24 protein-coding genes and 1 pseudogene are annotated in these 22287 nt (G+C 74.9%); 12 read left to right on the top strand and 13 right to left on the bottom strand.

The features are described 5' to 3' along the window. Positions 1–52: 52 nt before the first annotated feature. From ACWIX3_RS03505 to ACWIX3_RS03495, 3 genes are all read left to right on the top strand, one after another. Complete coding sequence (locus ACWIX3_RS03505; RefSeq protein ID WP_448610694.1) at positions 53–1630, top strand: LCP family protein; 1578 nt, start codon at positions 53–55, stop codon at positions 1628–1630. Between the two features lie 345 nt (positions 1631–1975). Further along, complete coding sequence (locus ACWIX3_RS03500) at positions 1976–2170, top strand: hypothetical protein (RefSeq protein WP_448610693.1); 195 nt, start codon at positions 1976–1978, stop codon at positions 2168–2170. A 166-nt stretch (positions 2171–2336) separates the two neighbouring features. Continuing rightward, complete coding sequence (locus tag ACWIX3_RS03495; protein WP_100501378.1) at positions 2337–2537, top strand: hypothetical protein; 201 nt, start codon at positions 2337–2339, stop codon at positions 2535–2537. 15 nt (positions 2538–2552) lie between these two features. On the opposite strand, the gene ACWIX3_RS03490 is transcribed toward ACWIX3_RS03495, so the two are convergent. From ACWIX3_RS03490 to ACWIX3_RS03460, 7 genes are all read right to left on the bottom strand, one after another. Next, positions 2553–2927, bottom strand: a complete 375-nt coding sequence (locus ACWIX3_RS03490) for a DUF1801 domain-containing protein (RefSeq protein ID WP_448610692.1) — start codon at positions 2925–2927, stop codon at positions 2553–2555. 161 nt (positions 2928–3088) lie between these two features. Continuing rightward, entirely contained in the window at positions 3089–4300 is a 1212-nt protein-coding gene (locus ACWIX3_RS03485; RefSeq protein ID WP_448610691.1) for an acyl-CoA dehydrogenase family protein, read from the bottom strand. A 61-nt stretch (positions 4301–4361) separates the two neighbouring features. Then, positions 4362–4649: a DUF3040 domain-containing protein gene (locus ACWIX3_RS03480; protein ID WP_448610690.1), complete on the bottom strand. Its 288-nt coding sequence runs from the start codon at positions 4647–4649 to the stop codon at positions 4362–4364. Positions 4650–4854: 205 nt separating this feature from the next. Further along, on the bottom strand, positions 4855–5298 hold the full coding sequence (locus ACWIX3_RS03475; protein WP_448610689.1) for a DUF4383 domain-containing protein: 444 nt from the start codon (positions 5296–5298) through the stop codon (positions 4855–4857). A gap of 173 nt (positions 5299–5471) precedes the next feature. Continuing rightward, positions 5472–7115 (bottom strand): carbamoyltransferase family protein, encoded by a 1644-nt coding sequence (locus ACWIX3_RS03470; RefSeq protein WP_448610688.1) that lies wholly within the window; start codon positions 7113–7115, stop codon positions 5472–5474. 157 nt (positions 7116–7272) lie between these two features. Further along, a complete protein-coding gene (locus tag ACWIX3_RS03465) occupies positions 7273–8976 on the bottom strand; it encodes a RecQ family ATP-dependent DNA helicase (RefSeq protein ID WP_448610687.1) in 1704 nt (567 codons plus the stop codon). 74 nt (positions 8977–9050) lie between these two features. Next, the gene (locus ACWIX3_RS03460) at positions 9051–11357 is read right to left on the bottom strand and encodes a putative bifunctional diguanylate cyclase/phosphodiesterase (RefSeq protein WP_448610686.1); all 2307 of its coding nucleotides are present in this window, start codon (positions 11355–11357) and stop codon (positions 9051–9053) included. Positions 11358–11665: 308 nt separating this feature from the next. Here ACWIX3_RS03460 and ACWIX3_RS03455 point away from each other — a divergent pair, with 308 nt between their 5' ends. From ACWIX3_RS03455 to ACWIX3_RS03425, 7 genes and pseudogenes are all read left to right on the top strand, one after another. Then, positions 11666–12061: a TOBE domain-containing protein gene (locus ACWIX3_RS03455; RefSeq protein ID WP_448610685.1), complete on the top strand. Its 396-nt coding sequence runs from the start codon at positions 11666–11668 to the stop codon at positions 12059–12061. Between the two features lie 110 nt (positions 12062–12171). Continuing rightward, the gene (modA, locus tag ACWIX3_RS03450; protein WP_448610684.1) at positions 12172–12972 is read left to right on the top strand and encodes a molybdate ABC transporter substrate-binding protein; all 801 of its coding nucleotides are present in this window, start codon (positions 12172–12174) and stop codon (positions 12970–12972) included. A 52-nt stretch (positions 12973–13024) separates the two neighbouring features. After that, positions 13025–13831, top strand: a complete 807-nt coding sequence (locus tag ACWIX3_RS03445) for an ABC transporter permease (RefSeq protein ID WP_448610683.1) — start codon at positions 13025–13027, stop codon at positions 13829–13831. A 52-nt stretch (positions 13832–13883) separates the two neighbouring features. Then, positions 13884–14342 (top strand): annotated as a pseudogene (locus tag ACWIX3_RS03440) (ATP-binding cassette domain-containing protein); the annotation flags it as partial. A 120-nt stretch (positions 14343–14462) separates the two neighbouring features. Then, complete coding sequence (locus ACWIX3_RS03435) at positions 14463–14918, top strand: TOBE domain-containing protein (protein WP_448612434.1); 456 nt, start codon at positions 14463–14465, stop codon at positions 14916–14918. A gap of 52 nt (positions 14919–14970) precedes the next feature. Next, the gene (locus ACWIX3_RS03430; RefSeq protein ID WP_448610682.1) at positions 14971–15552 is read left to right on the top strand and encodes a nucleotidyltransferase family protein; all 582 of its coding nucleotides are present in this window, start codon (positions 14971–14973) and stop codon (positions 15550–15552) included. Next, the gene (locus tag ACWIX3_RS03425) at positions 15549–15959 is read left to right on the top strand and encodes a molybdenum cofactor biosynthesis protein MoaE (protein ID WP_091223576.1); all 411 of its coding nucleotides are present in this window, start codon (positions 15549–15551) and stop codon (positions 15957–15959) included. Before ACWIX3_RS03430 ends, ACWIX3_RS03425 begins: the two co-directional genes overlap by 4 nt. On the opposite strand, the gene ACWIX3_RS03420 is transcribed toward ACWIX3_RS03425, so the two are convergent. The 6 genes from ACWIX3_RS03420 to ACWIX3_RS03395 all read right to left on the bottom strand — a co-directional run bounded on the left by ACWIX3_RS03420 (position 15956) and on the right by ACWIX3_RS03395 (position 19512). Further along, a complete protein-coding gene (locus ACWIX3_RS03420; protein WP_448610681.1) occupies positions 15956–16285 on the bottom strand; it encodes a hypothetical protein in 330 nt (109 codons plus the stop codon). The two genes, ACWIX3_RS03425 and ACWIX3_RS03420, sit on opposite strands and share 4 nt — an antisense overlap. 193 nt (positions 16286–16478) lie before the next feature. Further along, positions 16479–16964 (bottom strand): GAF domain-containing protein, encoded by a 486-nt coding sequence (locus ACWIX3_RS03415; RefSeq protein WP_448610680.1) that lies wholly within the window; start codon positions 16962–16964, stop codon positions 16479–16481. A 52-nt stretch (positions 16965–17016) separates the two neighbouring features. Beyond that, entirely contained in the window at positions 17017–17220 is a 204-nt protein-coding gene (locus tag ACWIX3_RS03410; RefSeq protein ID WP_448610679.1) for a hypothetical protein, read from the bottom strand. A 4-nt stretch (positions 17221–17224) separates the two neighbouring features. Then, entirely contained in the window at positions 17225–17461 is a 237-nt protein-coding gene (locus ACWIX3_RS03405) for a MoaD/ThiS family protein (RefSeq protein ID WP_448610678.1), read from the bottom strand. Positions 17462–17483: 22 nt separating this feature from the next. Next, positions 17484–18536 carry a GTP 3',8-cyclase MoaA gene (gene moaA / locus ACWIX3_RS03400; RefSeq protein WP_448610677.1) on the bottom strand — a complete coding sequence of 351 codons (1053 nt, stop codon included), beginning with the start codon at positions 18534–18536 and terminating at the stop codon, positions 17484–17486. A gap of 97 nt (positions 18537–18633) precedes the next feature. Beyond that, positions 18634–19512: a hypothetical protein gene (locus ACWIX3_RS03395; RefSeq protein ID WP_448610676.1), complete on the bottom strand. Its 879-nt coding sequence runs from the start codon at positions 19510–19512 to the stop codon at positions 18634–18636. Between the two features lie 213 nt (positions 19513–19725). On the opposite strand from ACWIX3_RS03395, the gene ACWIX3_RS03390 reads away from it, so the two are divergent. Together ACWIX3_RS03390 and ACWIX3_RS03385 are read left to right on the top strand one after the other, a co-directional pair. Then, positions 19726–20967, top strand: a complete 1242-nt coding sequence (locus ACWIX3_RS03390) for an MFS transporter (protein WP_448610675.1) — start codon at positions 19726–19728, stop codon at positions 20965–20967. Positions 20968–21222: 255 nt separating this feature from the next. Continuing rightward, positions 21223–22062, top strand: a complete 840-nt coding sequence (locus ACWIX3_RS03385) for an aldo/keto reductase (protein WP_448610674.1) — start codon at positions 21223–21225, stop codon at positions 22060–22062. Positions 22063–22287 lie beyond the last annotated feature (225 nt).

Genomic DNA, 22287 nt, shown 5'->3' with positions numbered 1-22287 from the left:
AGACGGGCCGCCACGGATCGCCCCGGCCGAGGACAACCAGCGAGGAGGGCCCGTGAGCGAGCGCGACTGGGACGTGACGCGTCCCATCGGCCCGTCGCGGCCCCTGCCCCCGCCACCGGAAGGCCGGGAGCGGCAGCGGCACGGCCGCGGTCTCGCCGCGGTGCTGGGTCTGACCCTGCTGAACGCCGTCCTCCCGGGGACGGCGTTCCTCGCGGCCGGCCGGCGTCGGCTGGGCGTGTTCGTCCTCGGCGTCTTCCTGCTGCTGGTCGGTGGCGCCGCCTGGCTGGCCACCGCGGGTCAGCGGACGGCGGCGCGGGTCGCCGTCGACACCACCGCGCTGACCTGGGTGCTCGGCGGGCTCGTCGCGCTGGGGCTGCTGTGGGTGCTCGTCGTCGTCGCGGGCTACCGGGCCGTCCTGTCACCCCGCACCTCGCGTGGCGGGAAGTTCCTGGGAGGTGTGCTCGTGGCCGCGCTGGTGGCCGGGATCGCCTATCCGGTGGTCACGGCCGGCCAGGTGGCGCTCGCCCAGCGCGGACTCCTCGACGACGTCTTCGCCGACCGCGAGTCGGCGACGGTGACCGACAGGGTCGACCCGTTCGGGGACCAGGAGCGGATCAACGTGCTGCTGCTCGGCGGGGACGGCGGCGAGGGCCGCGAGGGCGTGCGCACCGACACCGTGATCGTGGCCAGCGTCGACACCGAGACCGGCGACGCGACGCTGTTCAGCCTGCCGCGCAACCTCGAGGACCTGCCGTTCCCGGAGGACAGCCCGCTGGCCGACGTGTACCCGGACGGCTTCGACGCCGGCAGTGAGAGCGAGAGCCTGCTCAACGCCGTGTACCGCAACGGCCCGACGGAGCACCCGGACATCCTGGGGCCGACCGACGACCCGGGCGCGGACTTCCTCAAGCTCGGCGTCGGCGAGGCGCTGGGCCTCGACATCCACTACTTCGTGCTGGTCAACCTCGACGGCTTCAGCCGGCTGGTCGACGCCCTCGGCGGGATCACCGTCAACGTCAACTACTGGGTGCCGATCAACGGCAACCCCGGTACCGGCGAGCTGCCCGACGACTACATCGAACCCGGGCCCGACCAGCGCATGGACGGCCGGCGGGCGTTGGACTTCGCCCGCGGCCGCTTCGGGCTCACCGACTACGACCGGATGGCCCGCCAGCGCTGCACCATCACCGCGATCATCGACGCCGCCGACCCGGTCACCCTGCTGGAGCGCTACCAGGAGCTGGCCGCCACGACGCAGGACATCGTGAGCACCGACATCCCGCGGTCGGCCCTCGACGACTTCGTCGACCTGGCGTTCCTGGTCAAGGACGCCGAGGTGCGCAGCGTCGTCTTCGACGACACCGTGATCAACCCGGCCTACCCCGACTACGACCGGATCCGCGCGATCGTCGCCGAGGCGCTGGACCCGGCCCCGGCCGACGACGCAGCGAACGGCACGCCGAGCCCGGCGCCGACGCCCGCACCGGCTCCCGGCTCGCCCACCCCGGCGCCCAGCGCGCCCACGGGCGACCCGGCGACGGTGACCGACGTGGCCGACGCCTGCGCCTACGACCCGGTCCGGGCCGCCGAGGCGCTGGCCGCCGGCGAGCCGCCGAACCGGGCCGGCTGACCGAGGCCCGGCCCCCTCGCAGGCCCGGGGCGGTGCCCTGGACGGGGTCGCCCGTCCTTTTCCCACCCCCCGCAGCAGGAGGACCTCCTCCCCGAACCCCTCGCGAGCTCAGGGCGCGCCGGAAGAGGACCAGGTACCTGGACGAGGCCGGCGGGCAGGTGGGACTACACGGCTCTTAGTGCACCGGGAACTCACCGATGCGCTGGGCCGCTGGCCCGCGGAGCGCGACCGGCTGTCCGCGGAGCGAGGAGAAGCGCCGTCCCCCGCTGACCCGGGCCGCGGGCTCCTCCCGTCAGGGCATCCGGCGCGTCGGGCGCACCTGTGCAGCGGCCTAGGGTCGGGCACATGACCTCACCCGCCGGGGACGGCCGAGAGCGCCTCATCGCCCTCCTCGTGGCCGGCATCGCCGTCGTCCTGCTGGTGTCGTCGCCGACCTGGTTCGCCAGCGACCGGGCCGGCGTGGGGGGCGCCCAGCTGTTCCTGGGCGTGGTCCTCGTGGCGGTGGCGGCCTTCCTGTACCGACGCGCCCAGCGCCGCTGACCACCGCGCGCGGGCCTGCGCGGCCTGCTGTTGCCCTCAGGACGTCGGGGGAGGGGCGCGGACGAACGCCGTCGTCGCGGGAGCGTGATGGTGGGCGATCGCGTTGCGTCGCGACGTGGTCGGCAGCACGCTGACCGGACCTGTCGGTGACCGAGTGGAGGTCGGCGTGAAGCTGGACAAGCAGGAGCTGCTGCGGGTGCTGCACACGGAGGGCGACAACGAGACCGCCGACAAGGTGGCCGCGCAGCTGCCCGACGAGATCGACACCGACCGGGACGGCGATGCGCTGGACGCGATCGGGCTGGACCGCACGCAGCTGATGGCCAAGCTCGCCGGCGGCGGATTCGGCGGCACCATCGCCCCCTGACGGCGCCCCGGCCGATCACCGCCCCCGGAGCGCGGCGCCCAGTTCCACGGCGTGGTCGAGGAACGTGCCGACCAGGGCGGGATCGACCTCGTCGGGACTCGTGAGGTCGAGCGCGCGGACCTGCCGTCCGGTGCCCGACAGCCGTCGGTCCGGGTCGGGCAGCCGGGCGCCGTGCTCGAAGACCAGCTGCACGCGGTCCGCCGTCGGGAAGACCGCGCAGACGAAGCCCGCCACCGGGTCGCGGTAGTTGAGCGAGTGCCAGCCGCGGCGCACCCGCTCCTCGAGCTGCGGGTGGGCGTCGAGCAGCACCGCGCGCAGCCGCTGCGCGGTGGCCGCCACCGCGTCGGGGTGCTCGCTCAGCAGGTCGTCGGCTCCGGGGTCCCTGGGCACGCGCGCAGCCTGGCACCGGGCCCCGACACCCAGGAACGGGTGCCGGTGCCCGGCCCCGTCCCGGGCACCGCCCCGAGCTCGCGAGGGGTGGAGCGAGGACCCCCTCGCCCCCACCGCTCGCAAGCTCGCGGCGGGACCCTGCAGGAGGCCGGGGTCCTTGTTCAGCCGGCGTAGGGACGCTCGCGCGCCAGCTCCTCCTTGGCCACCCCGCGGATGTGCACCGCGTCCGGGCCGTCGACGATCCGCAGCGTCCGGGCCGACGCGTAGAACCGGGCCAGCACCGTGTCGTTGCTGACGCCGGCGCCGCCGTGCAGCTGGATGGCGCGGTCGATGACGTCGAGGGCGACCCGGGGTGCGGCGACCTTGATCGCGGAGATCTCGGTGCGGGCGCCCTTGGCCCCGTACTTGTCGATCAGGTCGGCGGTCTTGAGCACGTACAGCCGGGCCTGGTCGATCTCCATCCGCGAGAGGGCGATCGCCTCCCGGACGGTGCCCTGGTCGGCCAGCGGCCGGCCGAACGCCACGCGGGCCTTCGACCGCTCGACCATCAGCATCAGCGCCCGCTCGGCCATGCCGATCGCCCGCATGCAGTGGTGGATGCGGCCGGGGCCGAGCCGGGCCTGGGCGATCATGAACCCGTCACCCTCACCGGCCAGGATGTTCGAGGCCGGCACCCGTACGTCGGTGAACCGCAGCTCCGAGTGCCCGTGCTGGTCCTGGTACCCGAAGACGGGCAGGTGCCGGACGATCTCGAAGCCGGGGGTGTCCCGGGGCACCAGCACCATCGACTGCTGGCGGTGCGGCGGTCCGTCCGGGTCGGTCTTCCCCATGACGATGAAGATCTGGCAGCGCTCGTCGGCGGTGCCGGTGATCCACCACTTGCGCCCGTTGATGACGTACTCGTCGCCGTCGCGGACGATCGAGGTCTGGATGTTGCGGGCGTCGGACGACGCGACGTCGGGCTCGGTCATCGCGAAGCCGGACCGGATCTCCCCCTCGAGCAGCGGGTTGAGCCACCGCTCCTTCTGCTCGGGCGTGCCGAACAGCATCAGGGTCTCCATGTTGCCGGTGTCCGGGGCCCCGCAGTTGGTGACCTCGGGGGCGATCACCGGCGACCAGCCCATGATCTCGGCGACGGAGGCGTACTCCAGGTTGGTCAGCCCGCCGAGCTCGTGGTGGAAGAGGTTCCACAGGCCGCGCTTGCGGGCCTCGACCTTCAGTTCCTCGAGCACCGGGGGGTGCTCGTGGTTGTCGTGACCGCGTTCGGCGCGCCACTCGTCGTAGACCGGCTCGGCGGGGAAGACCTGCTCACGCATGAAGTCCCACATCCGGCCGCAGACGTCCTCGGCTCGGGCGGAGAGGGCGAAGTCCATGAGCGCAAGGTAGAGGGCGCGGTGACCGGCGTCTCGCCGAGGGTCCGTCCCACGGTCGGGATCAGTACGGCAGGTCGTCGTCCGGCCCCGGCTCCGGGATGGGCAGCCAGCAGCTGAACGCGAACGGGCAGCCGATCAGCACCAGCAGGGCCATCACGCCGAAGGCCATCGGACCCAGCAGGAGGGGTGCCGCCACCATCGCCGTTCCCGCCAGGAGGACCAGCCAGAGCGCGCCCCGGCCGGGTCGGCGGGCCCGGGTGCCGGGGTCCGCGGTAAGGCGGGCGGCCAGGTCGGGGTCCTCGCGGGCGAGCTCCTCGCCCAGGGCGCGCAGCACGGCGTCGTCGTCCACGGCACGGGCCTCCGGTTCCGGCACGTGCGGCGCCCCGGGCTCGGGCACGGGCGGGGCGTCGTCCCCCGGGTCGCGTCCCGCCCTCCAGCCTCCGCCGCGGGCTTTCGGACCGCCAGCCCTCCGTGCGCGCCGTCGGCCCCCGGACACGCCGGAGGCCGGGCCCCGTGCGGGACCCGGCCTCCGGCGTGTGCGGCGGGTTCCTCTTCTAGACGCGGGAGGTGCGGCCACCCACGGCGTTGCGCACCGGACCCAGCGCGATGGCCAGCCCGGCGAGCGCGCTGACCAGGTGCAGCCAGTTGTCGGCCCAGTTCAGGCTCAGGAAGTCCCAGGTCTGGCCGACCGCGAACAGGCCGTAGACGAACGTCGCGCCGTAGCCGACGGCCAGCAGCCAGCCGTAGGTCCGGGCACCGGACAGGGTCCGGAAGAGCGCCAGGCCGGTGGCGCCGATCAGGATGTGCACGATGTTGTGGAACGGGTTGACCTCGAACCCGAGGATCGTCTCGTTCGTGTCGTGGCCGAAGAAGTTGTCGAAGCCGGTGACGAAGAAGCCGACGATGCCGACCAGCAGGTAGACGGCACCGATCACCAGGCTCAGGATCTGCGGCCAGGTCATGGCGCCGCGGCCGGTGTTGCTCGATGGTGCGGACATGGGGTCCTCCCCGGATTCCGTGATCGCCTTCGCGTTGTCTGCCCGGGCCCGGATTACCCCTGGCCTGCGGCCGGTAACGGCGGTGCCCCGATCGGGGGACGACCGTTGCCGAACCGACACCTTCCGGGGCCGGACCTGTCATCGACGTGTTCGGGACCGGGCCCCGGATCGGTTCAGCGCCGGGTCGGCTTCGGCCGCCGGACGACGAAGGGGCCGACCGCGAGCAGGTCGACCGGGGCCGAGCCGAAGCACTCCAGCGCGTCGCGGACGTCGTCGACCATCGGGCGGCCGGCGGTGTTGAGGCTGGTGTTGACCACGACCGGCAGGCCGGTGCGCCGCTCGAACGCCGTGATCATGCGGTGCACCAGGGGCTCGGTCCCGCGGTCGATCGTCTGGATGCGCGCGGTCCCGTCGACGTGGGTGACCGTCGGGATGCGGTCCCTCCACTCCGGTGCGACGTCGTGGACGAAGAGCATGTACGGCGAGGGGATGGGGCCGCGGCTGAAGATCTCGGGAGCCCGCTCGAGCAGGACCATCGGCGCCACCGGGCGGAACTGCTCGCGGCCCTTGACGTCGTTCATCCGCTCGAGGTTGGCCTCGAAGCCGGGGTGGGCCAGCAGCGAGCGGTGGCCCAGGGCGCGCGGGCCGAACTCCGCCCGGCCCTGGAACCAGGCGACGATGCCGTTGTCGGCCAGCACCTCGGCCACGGCCTCGGCGACGTCGTCGGGCCGCTCGTAGTCGATGGCCGCGGTCTGCAGCCACCGCTCGATCTCGTCGTCGCTCCAGCTCCGGCCGAGCGCAGCGCCGGGCATCGGCTCGGTGCGCTCGCCGAGCTCGGTGGCCACCTGCAGGGCCGCGCCCAGCGCCGTCCCGGCGTCGCCGGCGGCCGGCTGCACCCACACCTCCTGGAACGGGCTCTCGGCGAGGATGCGCGTGTTGGCCACGCAGTTGAGGGCGGTGCCGCCGGCCAGGGTGAGGGTCTTCTCGCCGGTCTGCTCGTGCACCCACCGGGCCAGGTCGACCAGCACCTCCTCCAGCCGCTGCTGGACGCTGGCGGCCAGGTCGGCGTGCGCCTCGGTCCAGTCGTCGCCCTTGCCCAGGCGCGGGGCGAACTCGGTGAAGTCGATCCTCTCGGTGACGAAGCCGCCGTCGCCGGTGGCCCGGATGAGCTCCGACAGCTCGCCGACGAACCGCGGCTTGCCGTAGGAGGCCATCGCCATGACCTTGAACTCGTCGGAGCTGCGGAGGAAGCCGAGGTGGTCGGTGAGCTCCTCGTACATCAGGCCCAGCGAGTGCGGCAGCGACTGCCCGGCCAGGATCTCCAGCTGCCCGTCGGTGTAGCGGCCGGCGAGGTGGCTGTGCGCCTCGCCGCGGCCGTCGAGCACCAGCACCGCGTTGTCCCGCTGCGGCGCGGCCAGCCCGGCGGACGCCGCGTGCGCGACGTGGTGCTTGACGAACCGCACCTTCGCCGGGTCGAGGCCGGGGAGGGCGTGGGCCAGGAAGTCCGGCGCCTTCTCGGCGTACATCTTGCGCATGACGTCGCCGTCGTCGAACAGCCCGGACTCCTCCGGGGTGCCCATCAGCGCGGGGTCGAAGGAGTACGCGACGGCGTCGAGCTCCTCGGGACGGATGCCCGCCTCCGCGAGGCACCAGGCCGCCGAGAGCTCGGGCAGCTCCCAGGCGCTCCACGGCAGCGGGCGCTTGCCGTGCTTGCGCCGGCTGAACCGCTCCTCCTCGGCCGCGGCCACGACCCTCCCGTCGACGACCAGGGCCGCCGACGGGTCGTGGTAGATCGCGTTGATGCCCAGGACCTTCACCCGTGTACTCCTCCCGCCGCCGGGCACGGAGTGGCGCCCGGTCTCTGTGGTGATCATGAAGCCGTGGTCGGCACTTCGCAGGACGAAGGCGTCCGGCCGTGGCCCCGTCCCGGGTCCCGCCCTGAGCCGGCGAAGGGTGGGAGGACGGGGGCCTCCTTCAGTCGCGGCGCTCGAGCAGGTCGTTGTCCAGGACGGCGGCGAGTGCCAGCGTCTTGTAGCCGACCTGCTCGAACAGGACGACGACCCGGTCGTCCTCGACCCGCATGACCACACCCGGCCCCCACTCGGCGTGCTGCACGGGGGTCTGGCTGGGGAACGGCGTCTCGTCGTCGTCGGGCTGCTCCTGGGACAGGCCGGCGTCGCAGTTGTCGCAGTTGCCGCACGGCTGCTCCAGCTGCTCGCCGAAGTAGCCGAGCAGGAACTGCCGCCGGCACTCGGTGGTCTCGGCGTAGCCGCGCATCATCTCGACGCGGCTCTGGTCGACCCGCTCGTGGTGCTCGGCCAGCTCGCGGGCGGCGGCCGCGGCGTCGCCCGGGTCCGGTGCGGCGTCGGCCGGGTGGGCGGCGCCCTCCTCGTCGAGGACGACGGCCGACACCTGCTCGAGCAGGTTCAGGTCGCGGGCCAGGGGAGTGGCGGGCCGGCCGGTCTCCTCGCGCAGCTGCTTGACGTCGACGCCGTCGTCGATGCCGGCGGCCTCCGCGGCCGCGACCAGGCCGGCGACCTGCTGCAGCTCCTCCTCGCCCGGGACGCCGGCGGCGAAGAACCTGCGGAGGCCGAGGTCCTCCTGGCGGTACACGAGCAGGGCGAGCGCGGGCTGCCCGTCGCGGCCGGCGCGGCCGATCTCCTGGTAGTAGCTGTCGACCGAGTCGGCGGGCTCGGCGTGGACGACGAACCGGGTGTCGGGTTTGTCGATGCCCATGCCGAAGGCGGTCGTGGCGACGACGACGTCGAGCTCGTCGTCCATGAACGCGCGCTGGGTGTCCTCGCGCTCGGACTTCTTCAGCCCCGCGTGGTACGGCCGCACCCGCAGGCCGCGCTCGGTCAGGTCGGCGGCGATGGACTCGGTGCCCTTGCGGGTGGCGCTGTAGACGATGCCCGGGGTCCGCCCCTCGCCGACGAGCCCGGTGACCCGGTCGAGCACCGCCTGCTCCTTGCCGTGCGCGTCGGCGTGCTGCTCGACCTCCAGCCGGATCTCCGGGCGGTCGAACCCGGCGACGACCACCCGCGCGTCGCGCATGCCCAGCCGCTCCACGATCTCCGCGCGCACGGGCGGCGCGGCGGTGGCGGTGAGGGCGAGCACCGTCGGGTGGCCGAGCTGCTCGATGACGCCGCCCAGCCGCAGGTAGTCGGGGCGGAAGTCGTGGCCCCAGGCGGAGACGCAGTGTGCCTCGTCGACGACGAACAGGGCCGGGTGCGCCTCGGCGATGGGCGCCACGACCTCCGGTTTCGTCAGCTGCTCGGGGGCGAGGAAGAGGTGGCGGACCGTTCCGTCCGCGAGCCCCTCGAGGGCGGCGCGCTGGTCGCCGGCCGGGAGTGCGGAGTTGAGCTGGGCGGCCCGGCCCTCGAGCCCGTCGAGCTCCTCGAGCCGGCCGACCTGGTCACGCTGCAGCGCGATGAGCGGGGAGACGATGAGCACCGGGCCGTCGACCAGCTGCCCCGCGACCTGGTAGACGGCGGACTTCCCGGCGCCCGAGGGCAGCACCGCGAGCGTGTCGCGCCCGGAGACGACCGACTGCATCGCCTCCTCCTGGCCCGCCCGGAACTCCTGGTAACCGAGCAGCTCGCGGGCGGTCTCCCGGATGCGGCGGGTGCGGACGGAGGGGCTCGCCCCGGCGGGGTCGGCCTGCTTCTTGCGGGGCACCGGCACCCGCTGCCCGACGCCCGCGATCGGCAAACGGAACGCAGGTGGCACGGCACCGGGCCGCCCACGCCGGATCACCTCGGACGGCTGAGCCAGTCCCGCGCGATCTGGTCCCCGGTCACCGGGCCGCCCAGGAGCAGGCCCTGCACCTGTGGGCACCCCAGCTCACGGAGGCGCTGCAGCTGCTCCTCCGTCTCCACGCCCTCGGCGGTGACCGTCGCGCCGAGGTGCCCGGCGAGCGCGAGCACGGCGGAGACGATCGCGTCGGTCGGGCGGTCGTCGGGCAGGCGGGCGACGAAGGAGCGGTCGAGCTTGAACGCCTGGGGCGTCCGCTCGCGCAGCGCCGCGAAGCTGGAGTAGCCGGTGCCGAAGTCGTCCACGGCCAGCGTGACGCCCGCGGCGGTGAACCGCTCCAGGGCCGCCCGCGCCCCCGGCTCCATGGCGCAGGACTCGGTCATCTCCAGCTCCAGGGCGTCCGCGGGCAGCCCGACGCGGTCGAGCAGCGCGAGCACGCGGGGGGCGAAGTCGCCGGGGAGCAGCTGACGGATCGAGACGTTGACCGCCACGCGCGGGGTGGCGGCAGGGCCGTGGACGCCGCGCCACTGCGCGGCCTGCGTGCAGGCCTGCTCGAGCACCTGCATGCCGAGCTCGTGGATCAGCCCCGTCTCCTCGGCCGCGGCGATGAACTCCGCCGCCGGCACCTCGCCGCGCTCGGGATCGTGCCACCGGGCGAGCGCCTCGACGGTGGTGAGCCGGCCGTCGGCCACCCGCACGATCGGCTGGTAGGCGACGGTCACCACGCCCGCCTCGACCGCGCGGCGCAGCGCGGCGCGCAGCCCGAGCCGGTCCCGGGTCTGCCGGCGCAGCGGTTCGTTGAAGACCTCGTACCGGTGGCCCCCGGTCGCCTTGGCCCGCTGGAGGGCCATGTCGGCCGCCCGGAGCAGCTCCTCGCCGTGCCCGCCGTCGTCCGATCCGACCGAGACGCCCTGCTCCTCACGCAGCCGCGGCCCCGCCAGGCCCTCCGCGTCGGCGACCGCCAGCCCGACGCTGACCGTGACGACGACCTCCCGGCCGTCGACGGCATACGGCTCGGCCAACGCGGCGAGCAGCCGCTCGGCCACCCCCGCAGCCTCCTCGACGCCCGTCACGCCGTCGAGCAGCACGGCCATCTCGTCCCCGCCGAGGCGGCTGACCAGGTCGGCGGGCCGCACCGCCTTCTCCAGCCGGCGCGCGACCGCCACGAGCAACTCGTCGCCGGCGTCGTGCCCGAGCTGGTCGTTGACCCCCTTGAAGCCGTCCAGGTCGCAGTAGAGCACCGCGAACCGGGCCTCGGGGTTGCGCTCGGCCCGGTGCGCCGCGCCCTCCACCCGGTCCATCAGCAGGACCCGGTTCGCCAGCCCGGTGAGCGAGTCGTGGACCGCCGCGTGCTCGGCGGCCGCGATGCTGGCCTGCCGGCCGGTGACCAGCGCGCCGAGGGTCAGCCCGGCCAGGGTGAGGGTCACCAGGCCGAGCTGGAGTCGCAGTGGGCTCTCCACGACGTCCCGGCCGACCAGTGCCACGGCGAGGGCGTTGGCGACGAGGACGGCGAAGGCCACCCGGGGCAGCCCACCCCGGACGGCGATCCAGATGAGCGGCACGTACACCAGGTAGGCCAGGTCCAGCCCGCCGACGGACGGCTCGCCGTAGGCCAGGTACACCGTCGCGAGGAGCAGCACGGCCTGCCCGGCCAGTTCCAGCGGCTGGTCCAGCACACGGTCGGCGAGGCGGCCGAGCCAGCGCGGGCGGACGCGGTCCGACCAGGACGAGTGCTGGTGCCCCAGTCCGAGCCGGAGTGGGTGGGGGAGGGCCGGTCGATCGCGCCAGAGCGCGGGTATCCGCCGGCTGGCGATGAGCAGCGCGGGCGCCAGGACCCCCACGCCGGTGGCGCGGCCGGACCAGAAGCCGAGGACGGCGCGGAAGAACTCCCCCCAGGTCAGCAGCCCCCCGACGGCGAGCTCGAGGACCCGCGCGAGGGCGAGCACCAGTGGACCGGCGACGGCGGCCAGCCCGAGCAACCAGGCGACGTCCCGCTGGCCGGGCAGCCGTGGGTCGATCCGCACCCGGCGCAGCAGGAGCCAGGCCACGGCCGTGTAGACGGCGGTGCCCAGGGCGCCGCCCAGCCAGACGTTGACCCAGCTGACCTCCGTGCTGCTCACGACCAGCCCGTGCAGCGGCGCGGTCAGCAGCAGCAGCGGGGCGTACCGCAACCCGAACACGAGCAGCAGGACGACGCTCAACCCGGCCGGGGGGTACCACAGCGACACCTCCTGCCGTGCCTGGAAGACGCTGGCGATGGCGTCCAGTCCCAGCCAGAGGGCCAGGTACACCACGGAGACGATCAACGGACCGCGCCACCGGCGCATGCGGGTCCCGCCCCCCTGTTCCTCGACGCCGGACGGGTACCGGCTGCGTCCGTCCCCTGCCCCAGGCGCCGGGCCCTACACCCCGGGGCGGCATCGTGGCGCGATCCCCGAGCGCGCGCGGGCGGTCCCCTCCTCGGCGCCCGGAGCCCGCGAGGGCCCAGGAGGAGCCCCGTCCCGGGTCCCGCGCCGAGCCCGCGAAGGGTGGGAGGACGACGGCTCCACCGCAGGGCCTCGCCGCGAGCCTGCGAGCCGGTGGGGGGCAGGGGTCCTTCTTCTAGCCTGCCCCGGTGACGACCAGCTACCGGATCGCCGAGGCCGCGGGCCTGCTCGGCGTCAGCGACGACACGGTGCGCCGGTGGATCGACAGCGGCCGGCTGCCGGCCACCCGCAGCGGCGGCGGCCCCGCACAGGTCGACGGTGCCGACCTCGCCCGGCTCGCCACGCAGTTGCACGAGGCCCCCGACCCCGGCACCACCCGCGGCTCCTCGGCGCGCAACCGGCTGACCGGCATCGTCACCCGCGTCGTCCGCGACACCGTGATGGCGCAGGTGGAGATCCAGGCCGGGCCGTTCCGGCTGGTCTCCCTGATGTCGCGGGAGGCGGCCGACGAGCTCGGCCTCGACATCGGCGTCCGTGCCGTCGCCACGGTCAAGGCCACGCAGGTCAGCGTCGACGTCCCGTGACCTGCCCGCACCCGCGGGAGCACTCCCCGATCGGGCAGTCGCATCTGCGGGCGGTCACCCGGTACGGTCCCGCAGGCGCGGACCACGGTGGTCCGCCGTGGGGAGGTCTCGTGTCCAGGCGCGCTCTGCTCGGGACGGCGCTCGTGCTCGTGCTGGCCGGCTGCGGCGGGTCGGCGGATGGCGGGTCGGCGGACGGCGGCGCGGCCGCGGGGCAGGAGCCGAGCCCCGCCGAGCTGGGCGGCACGCTCACCGTCTTCGCCGCCGCCTCGCTCACCGACGTCTTCACCGACCTCGGCGGGCGCCTCGAGGCCGAGCACCCCGGCCTCGACGTGCAGTTCAACTTCGCCGGCAGCTCCGCGCTGGCCAGCCAGATCACCCAGGGCGCCCCGGCCGACGTCTTCGCCAGCGCCAACGAGCCGCAGATGGCCGTCGTCGCCGACGCAGGCCTGGCCGACGGAGAGCCGCAGGTCTTCGCCGCCAACGTGCTGCAGATCGCCGTCCCGGCGGGCAACCCGGCCGGCGTCACCGGTCTGGGCGACTTCGCGCGGGCGGAGCTCGCGCTCGCCGTCTGCGCCCCGCAGGTGCCCTGCGGCTCCGCCGCGGAGGACGTCTTCGCCGCCGCCGGGGTGACCGCCGCGCCCGACACGCTCGAGGAGGACGTGCGGGCCGCGCTGACCAAGGTGGAGCTCGGCGAGGTCGACGCCGCGCTGGTCTACACGACCGACGTGACCGCGGCCGGGGACGCCGTCGAGGGCATCGACGTCCCGGGGGCCGGGGAGGCGGTCAACGACTACCCGGTCGCGGTGCTGGCCGAGGCCCCGAACCCGGAGGCGGCCGCCGCCTTCGTCGAGCTGGTGGGCTCGGACGAGGGGCGGCAGGCGTTGGCGGACGCCGGCTTCCGGGTGCCGTGAGCGGCTCTGTCGACCTGGCGGCGCCGCCGCGCGGAAGCGGACCGTGGGCATCGTGAGGCGCGGGCGGGAACCCGGCGTCCCGGTCCCGCTGCTGGTCCCGGCGGCCCTCGCCGTCGTCTTCCTCGTCCTCCCCCTGGCCGGCCTCGTCATCCGGGCGCCGTGGGCCGAGCTGGGGCCGCAGCTGACCAGCCCGGCGGTCGGGCAGGCGTTGCGGCTCAGCCTCGTCTCGGCGACGGCCGCGACCGGCCTCTCCCTCGTGCTCGGCGTCCCCCTGGCCTGGGTGCTCGCCCGCTCCCGAGCGCGCGGACGGTCGGTGCTGCGCGCGCTGGCCACCGTGCCGCTGGTGCTGCCCCCGGTCGTCGGCGGCGTCGCGCTGTTCCTCGTGCTGGGGCGGCAGGGCATCCTCGGCCGCTGGCTGGACCAGACCCTCGACGTCACCATCCCGTTCACCACCACGGCCGTGGTCATCGCCGAGACGTTCGTGGCGATGCCCTTCCTGGTCATCAGCGTCGAGGGCGCGCTGCGGGCCGCCGACGCCCGCTTCGAGGACGCCGCCGCCACCCTCGGCGCCGACCGGTGGACGACGTTCCGCCGCGTGACCCTGCCGCTGGTGGCGCCCGGCATCGCCGCGGGCGCGGTGCTCTGCTGGGCCCGCGCGCTCGGCGAGTTCGGCGCCACCATCACCTTCGCCGGCAACTTCCCGGGGACGACGCAGACGATGCCGCTCGCGGTGTACCTGGCGCTCCAGCAGGACCCCGACGCGGCGATCGTGCTCTCCCTCGTGCTGCTGGTCGTCTCGCTCGCCACCCTGCTGCTCCTCCGCGATCGGTGGCTCTCCCGGCCGGGAGCCGCGGCGTGAGGCCCGAGGTGGGCACGTGGACTGCTGGTGACCGGTGAGCCTGGCCGCCACCGTCCGGGTCGCCCGCGGCTCGCTGGGCGTCGAGCTCGACCTGGAGGTGTCCGACGGCGAGGTGCTCGCCGTCCTCGGACCCAACGGCGCCGGCAAGTCCACGCTGCTGCGCGTGCTCGCCGGGCTGCTGCCGCCCGACGACGGCCGGGTCGCCGTCGGCCCCGAGACCTGGGACGACGTCCCCGCCGGCGTGCACGTCCCCGCCCACGAGCGCCGCCTGGGCATGGTCTTCCAGGACCACCTGCTCTTCCCGCACCTCTCGGTCACCGACAACGTCGCCTTCGGGCTGCGCACCCGGGGCGTGCGCAGGCCCGCCGCCCGCGCCGCGGCCCGCGACTGGCTGGCCCGGGTGGGCATCGCCGAGCTCGGCGACCGGCGGCCCGGCCAGCTCTCCGGCGGACAGGCCCAGCGGGCCGCCCTGGCCCGCGCGCTGGTGGGCGAGCCCGCGCTGCTGCTGCTCGACGAGCCGCTCTCCGCGCTCGACGCCCGCACGCGGCTCACCGTCCGCGCCGAGCTGCGCCGCCACCTCGCCGCGTTCCCCGGCAGCACCGTGCTGGTCACCCACGACCCGATCGACGCGATGGCGCTGGCCGACCGGGTGGTCGTCGTCGAGGAGGGCCGGGTCGTGCAGGCCGGGACGCCGTCCGACGTCAGCCGTCACCCCCGGACCGACTACGTCGCCCGGCTGGTCGGCCTGGCGCTGCTGCCCGGGGAGGGCGAGGGGACGACGGTCCGGCTGGACGGCGGGGGCCGCGTCGCGGTGGCCGAGGAGACCGCGGGGCCGGTGTTCGTCGCCGTCCGCCCGGAGTCGGTGGCCCTGTGGCCCGCCCGGCCGGAGGGCAGCCCGCGCAACGTCTGGCCCGCCCGGCTGGTGTCGGCCACCCCGCACGGGTCGACGGTGCGCTGCGAGCTCGACGGCGAGGTGCCGCTGGTCGCCGACGTCACCGCGACCGCCTTCGCCGAGCTGGGCCTGGCCCCCGGTACGCCGGTCTGGGCCTCGGTGAAGGCCTCCGACGTCGCCGTCTACGCGCGCTGAGAGGGTGGCGCCGCAACGATCAGCTCAGCTGGTCATCGGAGGGGGTGGCGGGGTGGGCACGGTCGCAGGACTGGTCCTGGCCGCGGGCGGCGGGCGCCGCTACGGCACGCCCAAGGCGCTGGTCGAGTACGAGGGCAGCCTGCTGGTGGAGCGGGCGGTGCGGACCGCGCGGGCGGTGTGCGACCCGGTGCTGGTCGTCCTCGGTGCGCAGGCCGTCGACGTGTGGCGGACGGCCGACCTCGACGGCGCGACCGTGCTGGCCAACCGCGACTGGGAGACCGGGATGGCGTCGAGCCTGCGGACGGGCCTCGACGGGCTCCGCGGCTGGCCCGGGCGGGTCGACGCCGCGCTGGTCACCCTGGTCGACATGCCGGGCATGACGCCGGAGGCGCTGCGCGCGGTCGCCGCGCACGCCGCCCCGGACGCCCTGGCGGTCGCCACCTACGACGGCGTCCGCGGGCACCCGGTGCTGCTGGGCCGGGAGCACTGGGCCGGGGTTGCGGAGTCGGCCACCGGCGACGAGGGCGCCCGCCGCTACCTCGCCGGCCGGGCCGTCACCGAGGTCGACTGCACCGGTCTGGCCGATCCGACCGACCTCGACGTGCCCCCCGGCGGGGTACCGTCGGCGCCGTGATCGCCCGGGTCGTCGACGCACCGCTCTCCGTCGCCGAGCACGAGGACGCCGTCGCCGACAAGGCAGCCGGCGCGGTCGTGTCCTTCGCCGGCGTGGTCCGCGACCACGACGGCGGCCGCTCGGTCACCGAGCTCGAGTACGTGGGCCACCCGACCGCGGAGCAGGTGATCGTCGAGCTGGCCGAGGAGTTCGCCGCCCGTCCCGACGTGCACGCCGTCGCCGTCTCGCACCGCGTGGGCATGCTCGGCATCGGTGACGTCGCGCTGGCCTGCGCGGTCAGCTCCTCGCACCGCGGCCAGGCGTTCGCGGCCTGCGCCGAGCTCGTCGACCTGGTGAAGGAGCGGCTGCCGATCTGGAAGCGGCAGGTCTTCACCGACGGCGACGAGGAGTGGGTCGCCTGCCCCTAGCGCGGCGTGGGGACCAGCCGCGCCTCGACGATCTTCGTGGCGCCGGCGGCGCGCGCGGCCACCTCGCCGCTGCGCTGCCGCACCCGGTCGAGCATCTCGGTGTCGTTGAGCGGCATCGTGGCGACCAGCCGCTCGGCCCGTCCGACCGCCGGGTCCGCGAGCACCGCGTCGACCAGGCGGGCGCCGGTCCCCAGCGGCAGGTGACCGGATTCCACGTGCATCGCGGAGGCGACCACGCCGGGCACCTCGGTCGGGCGGATCTCGGCCTCGGCGAGCACGCGGCCGTCGGCGTGCACCCGGACGACGGACAGGACGGAAGAGGGCATCGTCGACGTCTCCACGACTCGGCGGACGGGCCGGCCCGGCGGACCGGTGGGGACGGCCCCACGCGCGGGACCTGCAACGGCGCGAGACCGCACCGTCACGGGTCAGCCTCTCCCGCGTTCCGTGGACCGAGGTAGGGACTTCCGTCCCGATCCCGGGAGGCGCCCGGGCTCCCGAGAGCGGGCCGACGCCCGGTCAGGCGCGCGGGTCCGACGGCGTCATGCCGGCGGCGATCAGCGTGCTCAGCAGGCGCGCCACCGTCTCGACCAGCGGCAGGTCGCGTGCGGCGCTCCGGGGCCGGGCGCGGAACCCCCAGGCGCACAGCGTGCCGAACAGCTCCCCCTCGGGGCTGATGATCGGGACGCCGATGTAGGCGGCGATCCGCGAGACCGGCCCGGTCATGAGCTTGGCGAAGGCCGGGACGGCAGCGGTGACCGTGGCCGCCCGTGGAGCCTCCCCGGCGACCATGGCGCGGCAGAAGGTGTCCGCCCACGGCAGCCAGGTGCCCGGTCGGATCAAGTCGGGTGGGTACGCGTGGAGCACGACCTGCCGGTCGTCCACGACGCGGGTCACCACCCACACGTCCCAGCCGAGGCGCTCGTGCAGTGCTGCGAGGACCTCGCAGGCCGCGGCGGAGAAGTCACCCCACGGGGCGACGTCCAGGACGGTGGGCGCGGCCATGCTCACCATCGTCCTCGCTGCGTGACGACTCGGATACGGGATCGTGTGCAGATCAGCGGACGGGGGCCGCTCCGTCGTCGGGGTCCCGCCGGACGGCCTCGTCGCGCAGGGCGGCCTCCTCCTCGGCCTCGCCCTCGAGGCGGTGGGCCTCCCCGTGCAGCTGCGCGGCGGCATCCCCGTGGGACTCGCCGTACACCTCCTCGGCGCGGCCGACCAGCTCCTCGACCTTGGCCTTGGCCCTGTCCCAGATGCTCATGCGCTCATCCTCCAGCGAAGGGCGGCAGCACGTCGACCACCGCACCCGGCCGCAGCGCCACCGAGCGGTCGCGGGTCTGCGTGCCGTCGACGAGGAACGAGCAGGCGGTGAGCACCCTCTCCAGGCGCTCCCCGTACGTCCCGACGATCTGGCCGACGAGCTCGTCGAGGGTGCCGGCGTCGCGCGTCTCGGTCTCCACGCCGGCGGCCGCGCGCGCCCCGGCGAAGTACCGCACCGTCACGGACCGCTCGTCGCCCACCGGGTCAGCCGCCGATCGCCGACATCGGGCGCGCCGGCTGCAGGAAGCTCGGGTCGTCGATCCCGTGCCCGGGGAGCTTGCCGAGGGTGGCGATCCGCCAGCGGTCGGCCAGCTCCGCGTCGGTGGCGCCGTCGCGCATCGGCGTCCGCAGGTCGGACTCCTCGCGCGCGAACAGGCAGTTGCGCACCTGTCCGTCGGCGGTGAGCCGGGTGCGGTCGCAGCTGCCGCAGAAGGAGCGGGTCACCGAGGCGATGACGCCCACGGTCGCGGGGCCGCCGTCCACGAGCCAGCGCTCGGCCGGCGCCGAGCCGCGCTCCTCGCTGTCCGGGGTCAGCGTGTGGGCGGCCGAGAGCCGCTCGAGGATGTCCTCGGCGGTGACCATGCGGCCGCGGGTCCACGCGTGGTGGGCGTCGAGCGGCATCTGCTCGATGAACCGCAGCTGGTAGTCGTGCTCGATGCAGAAGTCCAGCAGCGGGACGGCGTCCTCCTCGTTCAGACCGTGCAGGAGGACGGCGTTGACCTTGACCGGGGTGAGCCCGGCCGCCTGCGCCGCGGCCAGGCCGGCGAGGACGTCGTCGAGGCGGTCGCGGTGGGTCAGCTGCTTGAAGCGGTCGCGGTCGAGGGTGTCGAGGCTGACGTTGATCCGGTCCAGCCCCGCCTCGGCCAGCGCCGGGGCGACGCGGGCCAGCCCGATCGCGTTCGTGGTGAGGCTGACCTCGGGCCGCGGTGACAGCTGCGTCGCGGCGGCGACGATGCCGACCAGGCCGGGGCGCAGCAGCGGCTCGCCGCCGGTGAAGCGGACCTCGCGGATGCCCAGCTGCTCGACGCCGATGCGGACCAGCCGGGCGACCTCGTCGTCGGTGAGCACCTCGACCTTGGGCAGCCAGTCCAGGCCCTCGGGCGGCATGCAGTACGTGCAGCGCAGGTTGCACCGGTCGGTGAGCGACACCCGCAGGTCGGTCGCGACCCGGCCGTGCCGGTCCACCAGCCCACCGGTGCCGGGGGCGGGGTCCGGTCGGCGGACCATCGGGTCCGGGAGCGGGCTGGTCGAGGTCACGCCCCGAATGTAGTGCGCCGGAACGCCGGTGCGCCCCTGCCGGAACGGGCGGTGGGGGTGACCGGGGCTCCGGTCACCCCCACCGGGGAGTGCTGGGTCAGCCGAGCGGGGTCGGGCTCGTCGGGTCCGGGGGCACCGGGACCGAGCCCCGGATCTGGTTGCGGGCCTGGCAGTCGCTGGTGCAGTTCGTCGCGCCGGCCGACAGCTCGATGGCGTCCTCGCCGAGGACGCCGCCCATCCGGCCGCCCGAGGCGACCGTCCAGCGGGTCGTCGTCCCGTCCTGGTACGTCTTCGTGGCCACCTGCGGGCTGTCCTTGCCCAGGAGCATCTGGTGGGTCGCGTCGCCGGGGACGCCGTCCCCGAAGTTGATCTTCCCGGTGTACTCGTTGACGAAGTAGAAGACCCCGGCGCCGAGGGTGTGCACGTACTCGACGGCGGTGCCGAACTCCTGCTCCATCTGGAAGATGCCACCCTGCGGCGCGTCCTTGGCCTGCACCTTGAGCTTGCCGGCGGCCGTGGTGAACTCCGCGACCAGGACGCCGTCGCGCAGCCGCAGCTCGCCGATCCGCACGCTCCGCAGCTGGGCCGCGGTCAGCTGCGGCACCTTCGAGGCGAAGACGACGGTCGGGGCGGTCACCATCCGCTGCGGGTCCGGCGCGCCGGTGAGCGTGTAGCCGTACACGCCGAGCGTCGCGGGGTCGATCGTGAACGTGACGTGCCGTCCGCGGACGGCGATCGGACCGGTCGGCGTGACGTCGCGCAGCCGGGCCTCCGAGCCGGTCGCGGGGTTCGTGGTGCGGCCGTTGACGGTGACGGCGAAGTCGCCGGTGGTGGCCGTGGCCGTGGCGCTGCCACCGCCGTCGTCGGAGGTGGCCGGGTCGTCGCCGCCCTTCGCAGCGGCGGTGCCCGGGGCGAGCAGGACGGCGAGGCCGAGCAGGAGGGCCAGCAGGCGGCGCGGGCGGGTGGTCGCGGACACGGGGCTCCTTCGACGGGGGTGCGGCGCGTGTGCGGTCGCTCACACAGAGTGAGTGAAGCGTCAAGCAACCTCGGGTACGACACACGGCGCAGCGGCGATTTCCGCGGAAACCGACGGCGGGGCGCAGCGGTCCGTTGCTACCGTCGCGGGGCCACCCGAGAGACCGGCGGGCAGCCCCGCACTCGCCTGTGGCCAGGAAGCGCGAGACGTCCCGTGTCACCCCGCACCATGTTCGGCCCCTACGCCCGCCTGTTCGCCGTCCCCGGCTCGCTGGCGTTCTCCTTCGCCGGGTGGGTCGCCCGGCTGCCCATCCCCATGCTGGGCCTGGGCGCCGTCCTGCTCGTGGCCGGGGAGACCGGCAGCTACGGCCTGGCCGGTGCCGTCTCCGGCACGCTGGCGCTGAGCTTCTCGCTCGCCAGCCCGCAGTGGGCGCGCGCCATGGACCGCCGCGGGCAGGGTGCGGTCCTGCGCTGGGCGATGACCGGCTACCTGCTCGCCGGCTACGGCTTCGTCGCCGCGGTGACCCTCGGTGCGCCGCGGTGGAGCTGGTTCCTGCTGGCCGCGCTGTGCGGCGCGAGCGGGCCCAACATCGGGTCCCTGGTGCGGGCCCGCTGGGCCGAGGCGCTGGCCGAACCGGGCCGCCGGCAGACCGCCTTCGCGCTCGAGGCCGTCGTCGACGAGGTCGTCTTCGTCGTCGGCCCACCGCTGGTGACGCTGCTGGCCACGTTGGTCGCCCCGCCGGTCGGCTTCCTCACCGGCATCACGCTCGGCGCCGTCGGCGGCCTCTGGCTGGCCCGGCAGCGCGCCACCGAGCCCGCCGTCCAGCCGGTCGACCCCGGCGCGCCGTCCCGCCGGTGGGCCGCACTGAACGCGACGGTGCTGGTCGTGGCCGGCACCTACGCGGCGGTCGGCACCGTCTTCGGCGCCATGGACGTCGTCGTGGTCGGGTTCGCCGACGAGCAGGGGTCGCCCGCGCTGGCCGGTGTGGCGCTGGCCGTCTACGCGTTCGGCAGCCTCGTCGCGGGCCTGGTCTACGGCGTCGCCCGGCTGCCCGGGACGCTGACCACCCGGTTCCTGGCCACCGCCGTCGCCTTCGGCCTGGCCGCGCAGCTGCTGTGGGGCGTGGGCTCGCTGCCGGTGCTGGTGGCCGCGGGCTTCCTGGCCGGTACCGCCATCGCACCGGTGCTGGTGTCGGGGACCTCGCTGGTCGAGTCGCGGGTCCCGCGCACCGCGCTGACCGAGGCGCTGTCGTGGACCACGACCGGGCTGACCCTCGGTGTGACGGCCGGGTCCGCGCTGGCCGGCGCCGCCGTCGACGCCTGGGGCGCGGAGGCCGCGTTCGCCGTCCCGGCGGGGGCCGCGGCGCTCGCGGCCCTGCTCGCCCTGGCCGGCGCCCCGCTGCTGCGGACCCGCACCGCGCCGGTCCCCGCCGACCTCGCCCGCGAGGCCGCGTGACCGTCACCGTGCGGCTCGCGGGTTCGCGCAGCCGTACCGCGGCGTTCCGACCGGACGGGCCGCGGCGCTGGCCGGGCTGGTGCCCGGTCCCGACACCCCCTCCGCGCTGGACCTGCTCGGCTCCGGAGCGCCGGCCGAGCTGCTCGACTGCTCCTGGGGCCGGTTGAGCGCCGGGTGACCGGGTAGGCGGGCTGGAGGCAGGCTGCGCGCCCACGTGTGTGCGCGGCGCCCCATCCGTCAGCGAGAGGAGCCCACGTGGCAACCGTGCCCACGATCCGACTCAACAACGGCGTCGAGATCCCCCAGCTGGGGTTCGGCGTCTACCAGGTCCCGCCGGAGGACACCGCCGACGCCGTCTCCACCGCCCTGGAGATCGGCTACCGGCACATCGACACCGCCGAGATGTACGGCAACGAGAAGGGGGTCGGCGAGGCCGTCGCGCGCTCGGGCGTCGACCGCGGCGAGGTCTTCGTCACCAGCAAGCTGAACAACGGCTTCCACCGCCGGGACGACGCGCTGCGCGCCTTCGACCAGTCGCTGGCCGACCTCGGCTTCGAGTACCTCGACCTGTTCCTGATCCACTGGCCGCTGCCCGGGATCGACGTCGACTACATCGAGACCTGGAAGGCGATGGAGGAGATCTACGCCAGCGGTCGCTGCCGCGCGATCGGCGTCTCCAACTTCCAGGCCCACCACCTGCGCCGGCTGTTCTCCGAGACGCAGGTGCGCCCGGCGGTCAACCAGATCGAGGTGCACCCCTACCTCACGCAGGAGGAGCTGCGGGCCTTCGACGCCGACCACGAGATCGTCACCGAGGCGTGGTCGCCGATCGCCCAGGGCAAGGTGCTAGGCGACTCGGTCGTGCAGCGGGTGGCCGAGCGCTACTCCCGGACGCCCGCGCAGGTCGTGCTGCGGTGGCACGTGCAGCGCGGCGACGTCGTCTTCCCCAAGTCGGTCTCCCGCGAGCGCATGCAGCAGAACTTCGAGCTGTTCGACTTCGAGCTCGACGGCGACGCGATGGGCGACCTGACGGCGCTCGACCGCGGCGAGCGCACCGGCCCCGACCCGGACACCTTCAACTACATCCCCGGCTGATCCCCGGCGCGGAGCAGCGCCGCGCGGACCAGCGCCAGGACGGCCTCGCCGTCCGGGCCCGATGCCCGGGCCCCGGACGGCGAGGCCGTCGGCCGTCCGCTGCAGCCGGTCCTCGCCGGGGACGGCGGGACGGGTACCGGTGACCACCGTCCCGGTGCGCCGGCGGCCGGCCACCAGCCCCGCGGCTCGGCGGCGAGCGCCGCACGATGCCGGTGACGACCAGCG

The sequence above is a fragment of the Geodermatophilus sp. URMC 60 genome (assembly GCF_053502585.1).
This window is presented reverse-complemented; position numbering and strand designations above follow the sequence as displayed.